Here is an 18,080-nt window from a genome sequence, read left to right as displayed (position 1 = left end):
GCCTGATGCAGGTGAGGGCCGTCCCGGGGCTTCCGGGACGGCCCGGGCCGCTAGAGCTGGCCCACCTTCACGGCCTGGAGGATGGCGGCCGCGGCGTCCTTGCCGGACAGCGCGGCGCCCTCCATGAAGCCCTGCCACCAGTAGAACGAGTTGGCGTGCTCGCCGGCGAAGTAGAGGTTGCCCACGGGCTTGCCCTCGTTGCCGCAGATGCTGGTGAACTGGCCGGGCTTGTAGGCGGTGTAGCTGCCCTTCGTGTTGGGGTTGCTCGGCCAGTGCTCCAGGTGCGCGAGGATGCGGCCGCCCGCGCCGCGCTTCACCGACGCGGCCGTGCCCGGAACCACCCGGTCCAGCGCCGCCACGAAGCGCTCCGCCTCGCGCGGCACGTTGTTCGGGTCCAGCGAGGCCCCGCGCGCGCCGCTGGAGTAGTCCGTAATGACCGCGTCCTGCGCCGTCGCCCGGCCCGGGTTCGTCTCCCACGTGCACTGGTGGTCCGCCAGGTCCGAGTACGTCGCGCCGTCGCAGCCCTGCCCGCTCCAGGCGGGCCCCTGGAAGCCCACCATCATCTTCGCGTTGGTGCCGTAGCCGAGCTGCTGAATCGCCAGCGTCTTCCACGCCGGCAGCGCCAGCGACGTGCTCAGCGAGACGCCGCGCAGCACGGTGAAGGGCACCGCGAACACCACCGCGTCGTACGTGGCGGTGACGGCCGTGCTCCCGCGCTGGAAGGTCAGCTCCACCGCGCCGGCCGCCGTCTTGCGCGCCGCTTCCAGCCGCTCACCGTAGCGAAGCTGCCCGGGCAGCCGCGCCGCCAGCTCGCGCGGCACCTGCTGGTTGCCGCCCACCAGGTGGTAGCGCTCGTCGCTGACGCCGAAGGGCTCGAAGCGCGAGCGCCGGTTGGCGCGGATGAAGAAGAGGAAGTTGAGGCAGCTCTGCTGGTGCGCCGCCAGCCCGTACTCGCTCTCGTACGCGGCGATGATGGCCGCCTTCACCACCGGGCCCGCGCCGCGCGTCTCCAGGTAGGTGACCAGGTCCATCAAGTCGTATTGCCGGTCCACGGGCGTGTGCACGTCCGCCGTCGGCGCACCCGAGAGCGCCTGGAGGTCCGGGCGCATGGCGGCGACAAAGGCGCGGTACTCGTCCACGACGGCGGACTCGGGGTGGCGCTGGCCGCCGAAGTAATAGAAGACCTCGCCGGGGCCCTTCGTGACGTCCTCCTTCGCGAGGTTGAACTCCTGCGCGTAGGCCAGCATCGTCTTGTGCCCGGTGTCGATGAACTCGGCGCCGCGCTCCACCACCTGCCCGGGGAAGCTCACCGGCCCGCTGAAGGTCCCTCCCAGCGAGAAGACGCGCCCGCCCGGCCTGTCATTCGCCTCGTGCACGGTGGCGAGGATGCCCGCGCGCTTCAAGTCGTACGCGCACGCCAGTCCCGCCAGGCCCGCGCCGACGATGCCCACGCGCAGCGAGGGGGGCGGCGGCTTCGCGGTCTGCGCTTCGGCCCGGGCCCCCGCCAGCCCCACGCCCACCGCCGTCAGGCCCTTGAGCACCTGGCGGCGGTCCATCCGCATCCACTGCGTCGCCTCACGACTGGGAGCGCCCCGCTGCTCGGAGGCCAGCGCGACACGGGTGGTCTGACGGAACAGCTCGAACAGGGGGGAACGAGCCACAGGGGCCTCCAGGAAGAGTGGAGGCCCCTATTTCTCATATTCCTCGAATAAACCACAGATGCACTTTTGAAGTATGTCTTGAATCCCAAGCTGGCATTCAAGGGTTCCCCAGGCCGTACCCCAGCAGCTCGAGCGGGGTGGCGAAGTAGATCCACCCGAAGAAGCCGCCCACCGCCGACACGGCCGGCGGCTCGAACCACGCCTTGTTCCGCACCCCCGCCAGGGCCAGCCACCAGCCGAACAGCAGCGTCCAGACAACCTGGATGGTGCCGGTGACGATGTACGAGGCCACGACGAAGGGCATGTAGAAGGGCCCGAGGATGCGCGCCTGCAACAGGTGCTGCCGCTCATGCTGGCCCGCGCCGCCGAGGTTCACCGTCCCCAGCGTCTGGAGCACATTGCTGCCGAAGCCACTCGAGCCCCTCGGGGAGAAGCTGATCCACGCCTGCCCCTCGGAGTCGGTTCGCGAGGGTGTGCCGAAGAAGATGTAGATGATGTTGCCGACCACGAAGCCGAACATCGTGTTGGGCAGGCTCCAGGTCAGGTCGACAATCATCTCGAACCACCCGAGCGGCGACTCCAAGTCGTAGATGTTCAGGATGGCCGCCTCCAGGCCATACAGCAGGCCGAAGCCTCCGCCGATGGCGAGGGCAATCAGTGGCGGGATGCCCCCCTTCGTCACGTCCAGCTGGCTGATGACCAGCATCACGACGGAAGGGAACACGAGACAGAAGACGAAGGTGATGATGCCTTGAACGAACTTGGACATGAGACCTCCCTGAAGAGGTCCCCCTGAGCACACCCACGGGGCGGGGGACGGACGCCCGCGGCGGTCAGGCCCTGGGGGGCGCCCCGGGCCTTTCCCTCGCGAGAGAGTCCGCCGCCGCAGTCCGTGACGCGCCGGCCGGTGTGCCGGCGGTCCGCCCGTCCACCGGGCGCACCGCCGAGCCCCAGAGCCTCAGGCCGTCAGTGCACCGTCGAGGATGCCGAGGGCCTCGGCGAAGACGGCGTCCGGAATCGTGAGCGGGAAGAGGAAGCGGATGACGTTGGCGTGGACGCCGCAGGTGAGGAGCATGAGCCCGCGCTCCAGCGCCCGCGCGCGCACCTGCTGTGTGAAGTCCGGGTCCGGGGTGTTGCCTCCCGGCTGGCAGAACTCCACCGCGAGCATGGCGCCCAGGCCGCGCACCTCGGCCATCCGCGGCTGGCGGGCCTTGAGCGACACGAGCCGCTCGCGAAGCCGCGCGCCGAGGGCATCACCCCGCTCCACCAGCTTCTCCTCCTGCATGACGTCCAGCACCGCGTGCGCGGCGGCGATGGCCATGGGGCTGCCGGCGTAGGTGCCGCCCAGCGCTCCCGGTGCCGGCGCGTCCATGACGTCCGCCCGCCCCGTCACCGCGGACAGCGGGAAACCTCCAGCCAGCGACTTCGCCAGCGTCATCAAGTCGGGCGCCACGTCGTGGTGGTTCATCGCGAACCAGCGGCCGGTGCGGCCGAAGCCCGTCTGGATTTCGTCGGCGATGAGGAGGATGCCGTGCTCGTCGCACACCTTGCGCAGCGCGCGCATCAGCTCCGGCGGCGCCACGTAGAAGCCACCCTCGCCCTGCACGGGCTCGATGATGATGGCGGCCACGCGCTTCGGCTCGATGTCGGCCTTGAAGAGATACTGCAGTGCCTTCAGCGAGTCCTCCACGGCCACCCCGTGCAGCGGCATGGGGAAGGGCACGTGGAAGACTTCACCCGGGAAGGGGCCGAAGCCCGTCTTGTAGGGCACCACCTTGCCGGTGAGCGCCATGCCCATCATCGTCCGCCCGTGGAAGGCGCCGGTGAAGGCGATGACGCCGCTGCGGCCCGTGGCGGCGCGGGCAATCTTCACCGCGTTCTCCACCGCCTCCGCGCCCGTGGAGAAGAACGTCGTCTTCTTCGGGTGCGCGCCGGGCACGAGCTGGTTCAGCCGCTCGGCGAGCGCGACGTAGCTCTCGTAGGGAACGATTTGATAGGCGGTGTGGGTGAAGGAGTCGAGCTGCGCGCGCACCGCCTCCACCACGCGCGGGTGGCGGTGGCCGGTGTTGAGCACGGCGATGCCGCCGGCGAAGTCGATGTACCGGCGGCCCTCCACGTCCCACAGCTCGCTGTTCTCCGCGCGGGCCACGAAGAAGGGGGCCATGACGCCCACGCCTCGCGGGGTGGCGGCGTCCTTGCGGCGCAACAGGTTGGCGTTGTCCTTCATGTCCATTCCCTCCCGGCTCAGAACTTCACCATGACGTGGCGGACGGCGGTGTAGTCCTCCAGGGCATACATGGACAAATCCTTGCCGTAGCCGGAGCGCTTCACCCCGCCGTGGGGCATCTCGCTCACCAGCATGAAGTGCGAGTTCACCCACGTGCAGCCGTACTGGAGCTGCGACGCCACGCGCATCGCCTTGGAGAGGTCCTTCGTCCACACCGACGACGCGAGGCCGTAGTCCGAGTCATTGGCCCACGCAATCGCCTGCTCCTCGTCCTCGAAGCGCGTCACCGACACCACCGGGCCGAACACCTCGCGCCGGACGATTTCGTCCTCCTGGCGGGCGCCGGCCACCACGGTGGGCTCGAAGAAGAAGCCCTTCGTCCCGCGCGCCTTGCCGCCCACGGTGACTTCCACGTGCTTCAGGTCCGCGGCGCGCTCCACGAAGCCCGCCACGCGCTGGCGCTGCTTCTCGGTGATGAGGGGGCCCATCTCCACGCCCGGCGCCTCCTGCTCGCCCACCTTGAGGGACGCCACGGCGCTGGACAGGTCCGCCACCAGCCTGTCGTAGACCTTCCGGCCCGCGTAGATGCGGCACGCCGCCGTGCAGTCCTGCCCCGCGTTGTAGAAGCCGAAGGTGCGGATGCCGGACACCACCGACTCCAGGTCCACGTCGTCGAAGACGATGACGGGCGCCTTGCCGCCCAGCTCCAGGTGCGTGCGCTTGACGCCCTGGGACGCCGCCTCCAGCACCTTCTGGCCGGTGGCCACGTCACCCGTCAGCGACACCATGCGCACCTGGGGCTGGCGGATGAGCGGCGCGCCCACGGACTCGCCGCGCCCCGTCACGACGTTGACGACACCGGGCGGGAAGAGGCCGGCCATGAGCGTCGCCAGCTTCAGCGTGGTCAGCGGCGTCTGCTCGGACGGCTTGAGCACCACGGTGTTGCCCGCGGCCAGCGCGGGGCCCAGCTTCCACGCCGCCATCATCAGCGGGTAGTTCCACGGGGCGATGGAGGCCACCACCCCCAGCGCGTCGCGGCGAATCATGCTCGTGTAGCCGGCGGCGTACTCGCCGGCCACCGCGCCCTGCATGGTGCGCACCGCGCCCGCGAAGAAGCGGAACACGTCCGCCACCGCGGGAATCTCGTCCGCCAGCGCCAGCGCGTAGGGCTTGCCGCAGTTGAGCGACTCCAGCCGGGCCAGCTCCGCGCCCTGCGCCTCGATGGCATCCGCCAGCTTCAGCAGCACCGCGGCGCGGTCCTTCGGCGGCGTGCGGGACCAGGCGGGGAAGGCCTGCTCCGCCGCGCGCACCGCCGCCTGGATTTGCGGGAGGGACGCCTCGGGGACGCGGGCCAGCACCTCGCCCGTCGCCGGGTTGAGGACGTCCTCCGCCGGGCCCTCGCCTGCCACCAGCTCGCCACCAATCAACAGCTTGCCGTCCATGCGGTCCTCCCTGGGCGCGGTCTTCGTGGCCGCCCCGATTCACGTCACTTGCTGCTGCCGGCCACGTCCTCCGTGCCGCGCGTCAGGCGCCAGGCCACGAGGATGGGGACGGCGGTGATGAGCATCACCCACAGCGCCACCACGTTCGTCACCGGCACGTCGCGCGGCCGGCCCAGCTGGTCCAACAGCCAGATGGGCAGCGTCTTCTCCTGCCCGGCGGTGAAGGTGGTGACGATGAGCTCGTCGAAGCTGAGGGCGAAGGCGAGGATGCCGCCGGCCAACAGCGAGGTGGCCATCTGCGGCAGCGCCACGTGGCGGAACGTCTGGAAGCCGTCGGCGCCCAGGTCCGCGGAGGCCTCCAGCAGGCTGTGCGGCATGCGCCGCAGCCGGGCCACCACGTTGTTGTAGACCATGACCACGCAGAACGTGGCGTGGCCCACGGCGATGGTCCAGAAGTTGGGGGACACGTCGGCCAGACGGAAGGCGGACAGCAGGGCGATGCCGGTGATGATGCCGGGGAGCGCAATCGGCAGGATGACCATCAGGTTGATGGCCTCCTTGCCGAAGAAGCGGCGGCGGTAGAGCGCCCCCGCCAGCAGCGTGCCCAGCACCAGCGCCACCGCCGTGGACGCCAGCGCCACGCGCAGGGACAGGGCGATGGCGGCCAGCACGTCCTCGCGCTCGGCGGCGGCCTGGAACCAGCGCAGGGTGAGGCCCTTCAGCGGGAAGCTGAACGCGCTCTCCTCGGTGTTGAAGGCGTAGAGCGCCACCATGAGGATGGGGAAGTGCAGGAACACGAGGCCCCCATAGGCCAGCACGCGCAGCCACACCGGGGCCCTGGGGCCGTCATCCCCGCGCGCCTCAGAGCGCATCGAAGGCTCCCAGCCGGCGGGCCACCGCGAGGTACAGCCCGACGATGACGATGGGCACCACCGTGAAGGACGCCGCCATGGGCATGTTCCCGATGGAGCCCTGCATCGTGTAGACCATGTTGCCGATGAAGAGGCCGGGCGGGCCCACCAGCTGGGGAATGATGTAGTCCCCCAGCGTGAGCGAGAAGGTGAAGATGGAGCCCGCCACCACGCCCGGGAAGGCCAGCGGCAGGAGCACCGTGCGGAACGACTGCGCGGGCCGAGCCCCCAGGTCCGCCGCCGCCTGGAGCAGGTTGCCCGGCACGCGCTCAATCGCCGCCTGGATGGGCAGAATCATGAACGGCAGCCACACGTAGGTGAAGACGAGGAAGCGGCCCAGGTTCGACGTGGACAGCGACGAGCCGCCCACGCCCGGCAGCGCCAGCGCCCACTCCAGCGCGGGCATCAGGTGCAGCCGCTCCACCAGCCAGTAGACGATGCCGCCCCTGGAGAGGAGCACCGTCCACGAGTAGGCCTTGACGATGTAGCTGGCCCACATGGGGAGCATGACGGCGATGTAGAAGAAGCCCTTGCGCCAGCCGGTGGCGTAGCGGGCCATGTAGTAGGCCACGGGGAAGCCCAGCAGCGCGGAGGCCACCGTCACCGCGGCCGCCATGCCCAGCGTGCGCAGGACGATGTCGTGGTTGGCCGCGTCCAGCAGCGCGGCGTAGTTGGCCCACGTGAAGTCGGGCGTCACGCCCATGGTGAAGTCGTCGAAGGTGTAGAAGCTCTGCACCAGCAGCGACAGCAGCGAGCCCAGGTACACCACGCCGAACCAGAGCAGCGGCGGCGTCAGCAGCAGCAGCAGGTACAGCGTGCCGTGGCGGTAGAGCACGTTGGCCACCAGCCGCGACAGCCGGTTGCGGGGCCGGTCGGGCGCGGGCAGGGCCATGGGAGACGAGGTGCCCATCCCTATCCTCCCCCCGGCTCCAGCCGCACCATCGCCTCGCGGGCCCAGGCCACGCGCACCGTGTCACCCCGGCGCGGCAGGGCCGCCTCGTCCGCCTCGCCGTTGAGCAGGCTGAGCGTGAGCACCTGGTGGCCCTCCACCTGCACCTCATAGCGGCTGGTGGCGCCGTGGTACTGCACCTCCACCAGCCGGCCCTCCACGCTCACCCGGTGGCCTTCCGCCGCCTGGGTGAAGCGCACGTGCTCGGGGCGCACGGAGAAGGGCTGCTCGCTGCCGGTGAGCCGGCGCGCCAGCTCGCCCGTCACCACGTTGGCCGTGCCCACGAAGCCCGCGACGAAGACGGTGCGCGGCCGCGCGTAGAGGTTGCGCGGCGTCTCCACCTGCTCAATCCGCCCCTGGTTGAAGACGGCCACCCGGTCCGACATGGACAGGGCCTCGCCCTGGTCGTGGGTGACGTAGACGAAGGTGATGCCCAACCGGCGCTGGAGCGACTTCAATTCCGCCTGCATCTGCTCGCGCAGCTTGAGGTCCAGCGCGCCCAGCGGCTCGTCCAGCAGCAGCACGCGAGGCTTGTTGATGAGGGCGCGCGCCAGCGCCACGCGCTGGCGCTGGCCTCCGGAGAGCTGTCCCGGCCGGCGCGCGCCGAAGCCGCCGAGCGCCACCAGGTCCAGCGCTTCTTCCGCCTCGCGGTGGCGCACCGCCTTCGCCACGCCCTTCACCATCCGCCCGTAGGCCACGTTGTCCAGCACGCTCATGTGCGGGAACAGCGCGTAGTCCTGGAAGACGGTGTTGACGTCGCGCTCGTAGGGCGGAAGGCCGGCGGCCTCCTGGCCGTGCAGGAGGATGCTGCCCGAGGTGGGCTGCTCGAAGCCGGCGATGAGGCGCAGGCAGGTGGTCTTCCCCGAGCCGGAGGGGCCCAACATGGAGAAGAACTCACCGTCCTGGATGGACAGGGACACGCCATCCACGGCGCGGACTCCACCGTAGTGACGACAGACATTGCGAAGCTCGACGGCGGTGCTGCTCATGGCGTGTCCCTCGCCCCTCGACTACCGGCCGCCCATGATGGCGATGTAGTCCTGCGTCCAGCGGCTGTAGGGCACGCAGGTGCCCTGGCTGGCGCACTTGGCCACCGGCGTCTTCCAGAAGTGCACCTGCGAGAAGCGCTCGAAGCCGTTCGTCTTGCAGAAGTCCGTGCCGCCCGGCGCCTTCGTCTTGCACGCCTCGGGCACCACCGGGTTGGAGCCGAACCACTCGGCGAGCGAGGCCTGCAGGTCCTTGTTGAGCGAGTGCTCCATCCACTTGTACGCGCACACCGGGTTCTTCGCGTTGGCGTGCAGCATGGTGGTGTCCGCCCAGCCGGTGGAGCCCTCCCGCGGAATCACCGAGTCGATGGGCTGCTTCTCGCCCTTGAGCGCGTTGACCTGGTAGCCCCAGGCGCTGGAGGCGACGACGCCCTCGTTCTTGAAGTCGCTCATCTGCACCGTGGTGTCGTGCCAGTAGCGGTGCGCCAGCGCCTTCTGGTTCCGCAGCAGCGCCACCGCGGCGGCGTACTGCTTGTCATTGAGCTCGAACGGGTCCTTGATGCCCAATTCCGGCTGCTTCTTCATCAGGTACAGCGCGGCGTCCGCGACGTAGATGGGGCCGTCGTACGCCTGCACGCGCCCCTTGTTGGACTTGCCGTCCGGCAGCTTCTGCTCCTCGAACACCACGGCCCACGACGTGGGCGGCGTCTTGAAGACAGAGGTGTTGTACATCAGCACGTTGGGGCCCCACTGGTAGGGCACGCCGTAGTGCTTGCCCTCCACCGTGTGCCAGGGCGCGTCCTTCAGCCGCGAGTCCACGGTGTTCCACGAGGGAATCAGCGCGGTGTTGATTTCCTGCACCTTCTTGCCGTGCACCAGTCGCAGGCTCGCGTCACCGGAGGCGGTGACGAGGTCATAGCCCCCCTGGTTCATCAGGGAGACCATCTCGTCCGAGGTGGCGGCCGTCTTGACGTTGACCTTGCACCCGGTGTCCTTCTCGAACTTCGTCACCCAGTCGTACTTCTTGTCCGTCGCACCGCGCTCGATGTAACCGGGCCACGCGATGATGTTGAGCTGCCCCTCGGGCTTGCCGAGCTTCTGCGGAGGCGCCGCCAGCGTCTGGGTCGCCAAGACCATCACTGCACCCACTGCGAAGTGCTTCAGCATGCGGATTTCCCTCCCCGTTGGTGATGGTGCTGCGGGTCGACTCTAGAGGAGCGCCCCGGAGCGGCAAAGGGGCGCGCTGCCATTCCAGCAACGCAGCGGGTCGTTCGTCCACGGTGTGACTTCCGGCGTCCCCGCCCGGAACGCCCTGCCGGCAGCCTGCACGCGGTCCAGGTGACACGGCCAGCGTGGCCGGCAGGACGCACGAGCGCCCGTTTCGGGTGCCGGGGCCACCCCGTGGCCGCGTTTTCCCACTGGTACGGCGGTTGCTCTGCGGCAGCCGGCAAGGTCCTCGCCGCCCGCTGTCTCCCCCACGGAGCCCTTCATGTCTTCTCCCTGCCGATTCCCGCTCATCGGGTGGGTGCTCGTCACCGCCCTGCTCGTCGCCGCGTGTCAGCGCGGCGCCGAACCCGCCCCCGCCTCGCCCGAGACGGGCCCCGGTGGAGCTCCGGTGGTCAGCGCCCCCGAGGGCGCCCGCACGGAGCCATCGGTCAGCCTGCCTCCCCCCGTGGAGCCTCCGCCGCTCCCACCGCCCGACCCACCCCGGGACACCGCCGAGGCCGCCACCGGAGAGGGCGTGGAGGGGCTCTCCATCCAACGAAGCGCCTGCGAGAAGGCCGGCTGTGAGCTGGTGCTCACCTTCGGCGCGCCCGTGGAGGCGAAGTCGGTGTCCGTCCACCTGACGCCGCCGCAGAAGGGCACCTGGGCGTGGCGCTCGCCCACGGAGCACGTCTTCACGCCCGCGCCCGGAGCGCTGGGCTGGGGCCACACGGTGACGGTGCGCGTGGACCGGGCCGTGCCCGTCGCGGACGCGGGGCCGGTGCTCGCCTCGGCGTGGGAGGACACCTTCCAGGTGCCCTTCTTCCAGGCGGCGGGAAAGGTGGCCGCGTGGCCCGTCATCCCGGGCCGGCCGCGCTTCATCGCCTTCCTCAATGACTTCACGGACCAGGTGGGCAACGGGCCGCTGCTCGCGCTCTACGACCAGCCCGTCTCCGTCAAGGCGCTGGGCCGGCGCATCCAGGCCGAGGACGGCGACGGCAAGGCCGTGCCCGTGAAGGTGTCCGCGCTGGCCGACGGCGAGGGCCCCACCAGCGTGACGGTGGACCCGAAGCACGTGCTCGTGCTGCGACTCCCTCGACTGCCGGAGCATGGGAGCACGCTGCGCGTCGTCATGCCTGGCTACGGCGAGGAGGACTCGAAAGAGCCCGCCGCCGTCGCCCTGCCGCTCACCGTCAACCGCAGCCTGACGGTGGTGGAGGGGCCCTACCTCGCCTACGACGCGCCCGACCCGCAGCGCGTGCCGCACACCGCCCGATGGGAGCTGAGCTTCAACAACCCCGTGGACGCGGAGGCGCTGAGGGCGCACGTGTCCGTGAAGCCCGCACCCGAGTCCCTGGACGTGTCCGGCTGGGGCCGCGGCGCGGCGCTGACGATGACGCTGTCCCCCGGCCAGCAGTATCGCGCGTCAATCACCCGCGGGCTGGTGGACGTGCTGGGCAACCCGCTGGAGGGCGGCCTGAAGTGGACGTTCCGCGCTCAGGACCTGCCGCCCCAGCTCCAGCTTCCGACGCAGCAATTGACGCTGGAGCGCACCAGCGCGCGCCTGCCCTTCCAGGCGCGCAACGTGGGAGCCCTCCAGGCGAACGTGTACCGCATCAACGCACCGGACGCGTTCGTGCGCGCCTCGTCCCACGAGCGGCAGACCCACTGCGCGGGCTACGGCGAGCCGCTGGGCCCGGCGAAGACGTTCGGCGCGCCCCGGCCGAAGGTGCTCAACACGCTCGAGCCGCTGGAGGTGTCGCTCGAGGGCAGCAAGGCCAGCCTGTACTGCGTGGAGCTCAGCGGGAAGGGCCGGGGCAGCGAGGCGGTCGAGGACGCAGTCCAGGACGCGGTGCTGGTGCAGCTCTCCGACCTGGGCCTCACCGCGAAGCTGTACGGCGGCGGCGTCCTCGTGTGGCTCACCCGCCTGACCGACGCGACGCCCGTGGCACAGGGCCAGGTGGCGCTGCTGGACGCGGCGGGCGCGCGCCTCGCCTCCGCGGAGACGGGCCCGGACGGGGTGGCGCTGCTGCGCGCGCCGGGCCTCACCTCCGCCAGCAGCCTGGAGGGGCGCTTCTTCCTCTCCGCGCGCAAGGACGATGACCGGCTGGTGGCGGAGGTGAGCGAGGAGCGGCTGTCCTCGGCGTGGCAATTCGCCCTGCCCGGCGAGGTGAAGGGTGCCGAGCGGCTGCCCTCGCTCGTCTTCACCGACCGGGGCGTGTACCGGCCGGAGGAGACGGTCCACATCAAGGCGCTGGTGAAGGACGCGGGGCGGCTGCCTCGGGGCAAGCGCGCGGTGCAGGTGCAGGTGCAGGACCCGCGCGGCCAGGGCGTGCTGGACACGCAGCTGACGCTGGACGCCTTCGGCACGGCGGACGTCGACCTGAAGCTGAAGGCGGGGGCGGCGGTGGGCGAGTACTCGCTGCGCCTCACGCATGGAGAACGCGCGGTGGCGCATACCTTCCGCGTAGAGGAGTACCGCGTGCCCACCTTCGAGGTGAAGGTGTCCAGCGCGCAGAAGGAGTGGCCCCCGGGCACGGACGTGGAGGCGGTGGTGGAGGCGCGCTACCTGCACGGCGGCGAGCTGTCCGGCCGCGAGGTGCGCTACCAGGTGTGGCGGGCCCGCGAGCCCTTCGCGCCCGCCGGCTTCACGCAGTACGCCTTCGGGCTGCCGGAGGACGGCTCGGGGGGCGCGGGGCTCCTCTCCAGCGCGGACGAGCGCCTGGACGGCCAGGGCCGCGCCCACGTCCGCTTCAAGGCGGACCACCCGTCCCATGCCGGCCCCCAGCGCTACACCGTGGAGGCGAGCGTCACCGACGTGGACCGCCAGGCCTATGCCGGGCGGCTGTCGCGCGTGGTGCACCCCGCCGCCTTCTACGTGGGCGTGCTGCCCCCCGCGCGCGCCGTGGTGCGCGCCGGCGAGGTGCTGGAGGTGCCCGTCATCGCCGTGCGGCCGGACGGCGTGGTGCAGGAGGGCGTGCGGGTGCGCGCGCAGTTGGAGCGCGTGGACACCCACACCTATGCGCGGCTGAGCGGAACCCACGCGCAGCTCGTCAACCGCGAGGAGAAGGTGGAGGCGGGCCAGTGCCTCGTCACCACGGAGAAGACGGCCGTCACGTGCCGGCTCACCGTCCCCGAGGCGGGCGCGTACCAGCTGCGGGCCTGGGCGCAGGACACGGCGCAGCGGGTGGTGCAGACGGGCTTCCGCGTGTCGGCGACGGGAGACACCCAGGTGGCCTGGCCCCGCTTCGACCAGGACCGCATCCAGGTGGTGGCGGACAAGCCGCGCTACCTGCCGGGCGACACGGCGCGGCTGGTGGTGCAGACGCCCTTCGCCCAGGCGCGCGGGCTGCTCACCGTGGAGCGCGGCGGGGTGCTGGAGCACCGCCTCTTCGAAATCCACGGCGACACGCCGACGCTGGAGATTCCGCTCACCGACGCGCACGTGCCCAACGTGTATGCCTCGGTGGTGCTGCTGCGCGGGCGCATCCACGCGGAGAAGGACGCCACGGGCTTCGAGACGGGCGCGCCCGCCTTCAAGCTGGGCTACGTGCAGCTCCAGGTCGAGCCGCGAAACCAGCGCCTCGCGGTGGACGTCACGCCGGAGAAGCCGGTGGCACGTCCGGGCGGCACGGTGCGCGTGGACGTCACGGTGCGGGACGGCGCGGGACACCCCGCCGCGGGGCAGGCCACGGTGATGGTGGTGGACGAGGCCGTGCTGGGGCTCACCGGCTACCGGACGCCGGACCCGGTGCCGGCGCTCTACGCGGCGCAGGCGCTGGGCGTGCGCACCGCGGAGAGCCGGCTGGAGCTGCCGCACTCCCGGCGGGTGCGGCACGAGGTGCTCTTCCCGGGCGGTGACGGCGGCGAGGGCTTCGCGCTGGGAGACTTCCCGGCCGACCTGCGCACCCTCTTCCAGAGCACCGCGTACTGGAACCCGCGCGTCGCGGTGGGGCCGGACGGGCGGGCCAGCGTGAGCGTGAAGCTGCCGGACAACCTCACCCGCTACCGCATCATGGCGGTGGTGGTGGACGAGGCGGGCCGCGCCGGCTCCGGGGAGCGGGCGCTGGTGGTGAAGAAGCCGCTGATGTTGCAGCCCGTGCTCCCGCGCTTCGCCTATCCCGGCGACGCGCTGCGCGTGGAGGTGCTCGCCTTCAACGGCCAGGCGGAGGCGGGCCCGGTGCAGGTCACCGCGTCGTTCGACGGGCTGGAGCTGAAGCAGGGGGCGGACCTCACGCCGCCCGCCCGGACGGTGAAGCCGGGCGAGTCCGCGGCCTTCGGCTTCCCGGTGAAGGTGGCCGGCCGAGGCGCCGCGAAGGTGCGCTTCGCCGCGCGCCTGGGCGAGGAGACGGACTCGGTGGAGGTGACGCTGCCCGTGCGCAACCCCGGCTCGCGCCGCGTCCGGGTGACGAGCGCGCAAGTCTCGGGCGAGCAGGGCCTGGAGCTGGCGCTGCCCGCGGACCGGCAGCCCGGCAGCGTGGAGCTGGAGGTGACGGTGTCCGGCACCGCGCTCAGTGAGCTGAAGGACGCGGTGGGATACCTCATGGACTATCCCAACGGCTGCATCGAGCAGACCACCAGCACGGCCTACCCGCTGGTGGTGCTGAAGGAGCTGTTGCCGGAGATGGGCGTGACGGTGAACGAGGCGGACCTGCAGAAGTTCTCCGAGGCCGGAATCAAACGCATCCTCTCCTTCCAGACGACGGAGGGCGGGCTGTCCTACTGGCCCGGCGGCACGGAGCCGCACGCCTTCGCCACGGCCTTCGGCCTCACCGCGCTCATCGAGGGCAAGAAGCGTGGCTACGACGTGCCGGACGAGTCCCTCGCGCGGATGGGGGATTACCTGGAGACGCGGCTGCGCGACGGCAACATCACCGAGTCCATTCCCCACGGCGGCATGGCGGACGCGGACACGCGGGCCTTCTTCGTGATGACGCTGGGGCGCCTGGGCCGGCCGCAGCCCGCGTACGTGTCCACGCTGTGGCGCGAGAAGGCGAAGCTGACGCCCTTCGGCCTGTCCTTCCTCGCCGTGGCGGTGAGTGAAATGAAGGGCCAGGACACGTCGCTGCTCCAGCCCATCCTCGCGGAGGTGGAGAAGGCGGCGAGCCAGTCCACGCAGGAGGCCTGGTTCGACGGGAAGCCGCAGGGGGGCTGGTCCATGGACTCTCCGCTGCGCACGCACGCCACCGCGCTGCTGGCCTCCGCTTCCGCGGGTGGGGCCTCCGCGCAGCTCGGGGGCAAGCTGCTGACGGGCCTGCTCAAGCGGCAGCGGTACGGGCTGTGGGGCAACACGCAGGAGAACGTCTTCGGCATCATGGGCGTGGCCCGCCTGGCGCAGTCGGCGCAGACGGGAACCGCGCCGCGCATGTCGCTCACCCTCGATGGCAGGCCGGTGAAGGACGGGGACCTGGAGGTGGTCAGCCAGCGCGTGCGCCGGCTGCGGCTGTCGGAGGCGGACCTGGGGCTGAAGGCGGGACAGGCCCACACGCACCGGGTGCTGCTCACCAACCGGGGCCCGGGCCCCGCCATCCTCCGCGTCCGCGCGCAGTACGAGGCGGAGCTGAACGCGCAGAATCGCGCCCCGCGCGAGGAGGGCTTCCGGGTGGAGCGCGCGTACGAGACGGTGTCCGGCGAGCCGCTGAGCGGCGCCATTCCCCTGGGCTCGCTGGTGCGCGTGCGGCTGAAGGTGCGGGCGGACAGCCACCAGAACTACGTGGCCATCGACGACAAGCTGCCCGCCGGCCTGGAGCCGATGAACACGAGCCTCGCCACCACGGAGAAGGTGTCCCAGGGCCCGCTCACCGCGGCGCTCCAGCGGGGACTGGCCTCGCTGTCCTACAGTGAGATGAGGGACCACCGCGTGGCCTTCTACGTGGATGACATGAACGCGGGCGACTACGAGTTCAGCTACCTCGCCCGCGCCACCACGCCCGGCACCTTCCTGCGTCCCGCCGCCGGCGCCGAGGCGATGTACGCGCCCGAGGTGACGGGCACCACCGCCATCGACGAGGTCACGGTGCAATGAGCGGCCCCTCCTCCAAGTCCTGCGGGGAGGACGCGGCAGGGCCCGGAGGGCACGCCCCGTCCCCGGATGGGGCGACGCCCGATGCGGCCTCCGACACCGCGGCCTCCACCGACGCCTCGGGGCGGCCCACCTCGTTCCCGGATGGAGCGACGCCCGAAGCCACTGCGAAGCCCGAGGTGGCCTCCGACGCCGCGGGACGGCCTCCCCTCGCGGCCAGGCTTCGCACGCCCGTCCGCCACACGAAGCCGCGAGGCCGGGCCCGCCGCTTCTTCGTGATGCTCGCGGGAGCCCTGGCCCTTGGCGCCTCCGCCAGCGCCGTGGCCCTGTGGGCGGCGGTGGTCCTCCGTCCCTTCCCGGTGGAAGACCTCCACGTGCGCAGCGGGGACTCCCTGCGCATCCACGACTCGCGGGGCCGGCTGCTGCGCGAGGTGGTGAACGCGGACGGAGAGCGCGTGCGGTGGCGCGCCCTGGAGGACCTCTCCCCGCTGGTGGTGCAGGCGACGCTCGCCGTGGAGGACGCGCGCTTCCATGAGCATGCGGGCGTGGATGCGCTCTCCGTGGCGCGTGCGGTGGCGCAGGCGGTGCGCTACCGGCGCGTGGTGTCCGGGGCCTCCACCCTGACGATGCAGCTCTCCCGGCGCATCCACCCGCACCCGCGCACGCTGCGGGGGAAGCTCGGGGAGATGGTGGACGCGCTGCGCCTGGAGCGCGCGGTGGACAAGCACACCGTGCTGGAGCAGTACCTCAACCGCGCGCCGTACGGCGCCGGCGCCGTGGGCGTGGAGGCCGCCAGCCAGCGCTACTTCGGCAAGCCCGGCCTGCACCTCAGCCTGGCGGAGGCGGCGCTGCTCGCCGGGCTTCCCCAGGCCCCCACCACCCTCAACCCGCTGAAGGACTTGGAGCGGGCCCGCGCCCGCCAGCGCACGGTGCTCGCGCGCATGCGGGCCACCGGCGCCATCTCCGACGAGGAGCACGCGCGCGCCCTCGCCGAGCCCCTGCGCCTCGCCGGCCGGGACGCGCCGCCCGCCGCCCGCCCGGACACGGCGCTCCACTTCACCGACTACGTCGTGTCCCTGCACCCCGCGCCGGGCGAGGTGCGCACCACGCTGGACGGAGACCTCCAGCAGGAGCTGGAGTCCCTGGTGCGCGGCCACGTGGCCTCGCTCGCCGCGGGGGGCGTGACGAACGCGGCGGTGGTGGTGCTGGACAACGAGGCGTGCCACCTCCTGGCCATGGTGGGCTCCGCCCGCTACGGGGACGCGGCGGCCTCGGGCGCGGTGAACGGCGCGCTGGCGCGGCGTCAGCCGGGCTCCGCGCTCAAGCCCTTCACCTACGCGCTCGCCTTCGAGCACGGCGACACGCCCGCCTCCGTGGTGGCGGACGTGGAGACGCGCTACGGCGAGGCGGACGGCGACCTCTTCGTCCCGAAGAACTACTCGGGCGACTACTCCGGCCCGGTGCTGATGGGCGAGGCGCTGGGCCGCAGCCTCAACGTGCCCGCCATCCGCGTGGCCCGGCGCGTGGGCCTGGAGCCCCTGCTCACCCGGCTGCGCGAGGTGGGCTTCACCTCGCTGGACGCGCCCGCCTCGCACTACGGCCTGGGCCTCACCCTGGGCAATGGCGAGGTGACACTGCTGGAGCTGGCCCAGGCCTACGCGATGTTCGCCCGCGGCGGCCTCACCTGCCGAGCCACGCCCTTCTCCGGCCCGCCCCGGGAGGGGGACACGCCGCGTCGCTCCTTCTCCGAGGAGGTGGCGTGGCAAATCACCGACGTGCTCGGCGACGAGTCCCTCCGCATGCGTGCCTTCGGCGCGGGCAACGCGCTGATGCTGGGCTTCCCCGTCGCGGTGAAGACGGGCACCAGCACCAACTGGCGTGACAACTGGGCCGTGGGCTACACGCCGCGCTTCACCGTCGCGGTGTGGACGGGAGACTTCTCCAACCGCCCACTGCACGGGATGACCGGGGCCACGGGCGCCGGCCCCCTCTTCCACAAGGTGATGAAGCGCGTGGTGCAGCGCGCGGGGCCCTCCGCCCTGCCCGCTCGCGCCTCGATTCCGGACGGCCTGGTGGAGGGCACGGTGTGCGCGCACTCGGGCCAGGTGCCCACGCCCCTGTGCCCCGTGCGGCGGCGCGTGCGCCTGTCGGCGGTGCGTGCGCCGGGCCAGCCCTGCCCCTGGCACCGCGAGGTGCGCCTGGACGCACGCAACGGCCTGCTCGCCGGGGACACGTGCCCGTCCGAGCACGTCGTCAAGCGCGTCTTCACCTTCCTCCCGCCCGCGTATGCCGCCTGGCAGGCCACGCACGGCGAGGCGGCGCCCGCCGCCCCCACGCGCTACTCCCCGCTGTGTCCCCAGAAGGGGCCCGTCCCGGGAGCGGTGGTCATCACCTGGCCGCGCCAGGGCGAGGTGTTCCTCATCGAGCCCGGTTATGCGCGGCGGACGCAGACGCTGCGGCTGAGCGCGGAGGTGGAGCCCCGGCTGGAGGGGGTGACGTGGCTCGTGGACGGCCGGCCGGTGGGCCGGGCGGCGTGGCCCTATGACGCCTCGTGGGCCCTCCAGCCCGGCCGGCACCGGCTGGAGGTGCTCGCCCAGGGGTTGAGAAGCGAGCCAGTGGAAATCGAGGTGCGGTGAGCGCCGGGAGACGTACGATGGAGGTCCCCCCTTCCGCCCCCCG

The 18,080-nt window shown here is 71.7% G+C and carries 10 protein-coding genes; 2 read left to right on the top strand and 8 right to left on the bottom strand.

Annotated elements, in window-relative coordinates; translation table 11 throughout:
* Positions 1 to 50 precede the first annotated feature (50 nt).
* The 8 genes from ACX9TP_RS12850 to ACX9TP_RS12815 all read right to left on the bottom strand — a co-directional run bounded on the left by ACX9TP_RS12850 (position 51) and on the right by ACX9TP_RS12815 (position 9,313).
* A complete protein-coding gene (locus ACX9TP_RS12850) occupies positions 51 to 1,661 on the bottom strand; it encodes a flavin monoamine oxidase family protein (RefSeq protein ID WP_482980007.1) in 1,611 nt (536 codons plus the stop codon).
* A 97-nt stretch (positions 1,662 to 1,758) separates the two neighbouring features.
* Positions 1,759 to 2,430, bottom strand: coding sequence for a hypothetical protein (locus tag ACX9TP_RS12845; protein WP_482980006.1), 672 nt, complete (start codon positions 2,428 to 2,430; stop codon positions 1,759 to 1,761).
* A 189-nt stretch (positions 2,431 to 2,619) separates the two neighbouring features.
* Positions 2,620 to 3,888: a 4-aminobutyrate--2-oxoglutarate transaminase gene (gene gabT / locus ACX9TP_RS12840; protein ID WP_482980005.1), complete on the bottom strand. Its 1,269-nt coding sequence runs from the start codon at positions 3,886 to 3,888 to the stop codon at positions 2,620 to 2,622.
* A 17-nt stretch (positions 3,889 to 3,905) separates the two neighbouring features.
* Positions 3,906 to 5,330 carry a gamma-aminobutyraldehyde dehydrogenase gene (locus tag ACX9TP_RS12835; RefSeq protein WP_482980004.1) on the bottom strand — a complete coding sequence of 475 codons (1,425 nt, stop codon included), beginning with the start codon at positions 5,328 to 5,330 and terminating at the stop codon, positions 3,906 to 3,908.
* Between the two features lie 44 nt (positions 5,331 to 5,374).
* Positions 5,375 to 6,202, bottom strand: a complete 828-nt coding sequence (locus tag ACX9TP_RS12830) for an ABC transporter permease (RefSeq protein ID WP_482980003.1) — start codon at positions 6,200 to 6,202, stop codon at positions 5,375 to 5,377.
* Complete coding sequence (locus tag ACX9TP_RS12825; RefSeq protein WP_482980002.1) at positions 6,192 to 7,151, bottom strand: ABC transporter permease; 960 nt, start codon at positions 7,149 to 7,151, stop codon at positions 6,192 to 6,194. Before ACX9TP_RS12825 ends, ACX9TP_RS12830 begins: the two co-directional genes overlap by 11 nt.
* A gap of 2 nt (positions 7,152 to 7,153) precedes the next feature.
* Complete coding sequence (locus ACX9TP_RS12820) at positions 7,154 to 8,179, bottom strand: ABC transporter ATP-binding protein (protein ID WP_482980001.1); 1,026 nt, start codon at positions 8,177 to 8,179, stop codon at positions 7,154 to 7,156.
* Between the two features lie 21 nt (positions 8,180 to 8,200).
* Complete coding sequence (locus ACX9TP_RS12815; RefSeq protein WP_482980000.1) at positions 8,201 to 9,313, bottom strand: ABC transporter substrate-binding protein; 1,113 nt, start codon at positions 9,311 to 9,313, stop codon at positions 8,201 to 8,203.
* Positions 9,314 to 9,665: 352 nt separating this feature from the next.
* On the opposite strand from ACX9TP_RS12815, the gene ACX9TP_RS12810 reads away from it, so the two are divergent.
* On the top strand, positions 9,666 to 15,404 hold the full coding sequence (locus ACX9TP_RS12810) for an alpha-2-macroglobulin family protein (protein WP_482979999.1): 5,739 nt from the start codon (positions 9,666 to 9,668) through the stop codon (positions 15,402 to 15,404).
* Entirely contained in the window at positions 15,401 to 18,037 is a 2,637-nt protein-coding gene (gene pbpC, locus ACX9TP_RS12805) for a penicillin-binding protein 1C (RefSeq protein WP_482979998.1), read from the top strand. The genes ACX9TP_RS12810 and pbpC overlap by 4 nt, the downstream gene beginning before the upstream one ends.
* Positions 18,038 to 18,080 lie beyond the last annotated feature (43 nt).

This window comes from Pyxidicoccus sp. M15 (assembly GCF_056858435.1).
This window is presented reverse-complemented; position numbering and strand designations above follow the sequence as displayed.

Excerpts from the sequence above, each read along its gene's own strand:
- ACX9TP_RS12845 (WP_482980006.1), bottom strand. The coding sequence starts at position 2,430 with ATGTCCAAGTTCGTTCAAGGCATCATCACCTTCGTCTTCTGTCTCGTG.
- gabT (WP_482980005.1), bottom strand. The coding sequence starts at position 3,888 with ATGAAGGACAACGCCAACCTGTTGCGCCGCAAGGACGCCGCCACCCCG.
- ACX9TP_RS12835 (WP_482980004.1), bottom strand. The coding sequence starts at position 5,330 with ATGGACGGCAAGCTGTTGATTGGTGGCGAGCTGGTGGCAGGCGAGGGC.
- ACX9TP_RS12830 (WP_482980003.1), bottom strand. The coding sequence starts at position 6,202 with ATGCGCTCTGAGGCGCGCGGGGATGACGGCCCCAGGGCCCCGGTGTGG.
- ACX9TP_RS12825 (WP_482980002.1), bottom strand. The coding sequence starts at position 7,151 with ATGGGCACCTCGTCTCCCATGGCCCTGCCCGCGCCCGACCGGCCCCGC.
- ACX9TP_RS12820 (WP_482980001.1), bottom strand. The coding sequence starts at position 8,179 with ATGAGCAGCACCGCCGTCGAGCTTCGCAATGTCTGTCGTCACTACGGT.
- ACX9TP_RS12815 (WP_482980000.1), bottom strand. The coding sequence starts at position 9,313 with ATGGTCTTGGCGACCCAGACGCTGGCGGCGCCTCCGCAGAAGCTCGGC.
- ACX9TP_RS12810 (WP_482979999.1), top strand. The coding sequence starts at position 9,666 with ATGTCTTCTCCCTGCCGATTCCCGCTCATCGGGTGGGTGCTCGTCACC.
- pbpC (WP_482979998.1), top strand. The coding sequence starts at position 15,401 with ATGAGCGGCCCCTCCTCCAAGTCCTGCGGGGAGGACGCGGCAGGGCCC.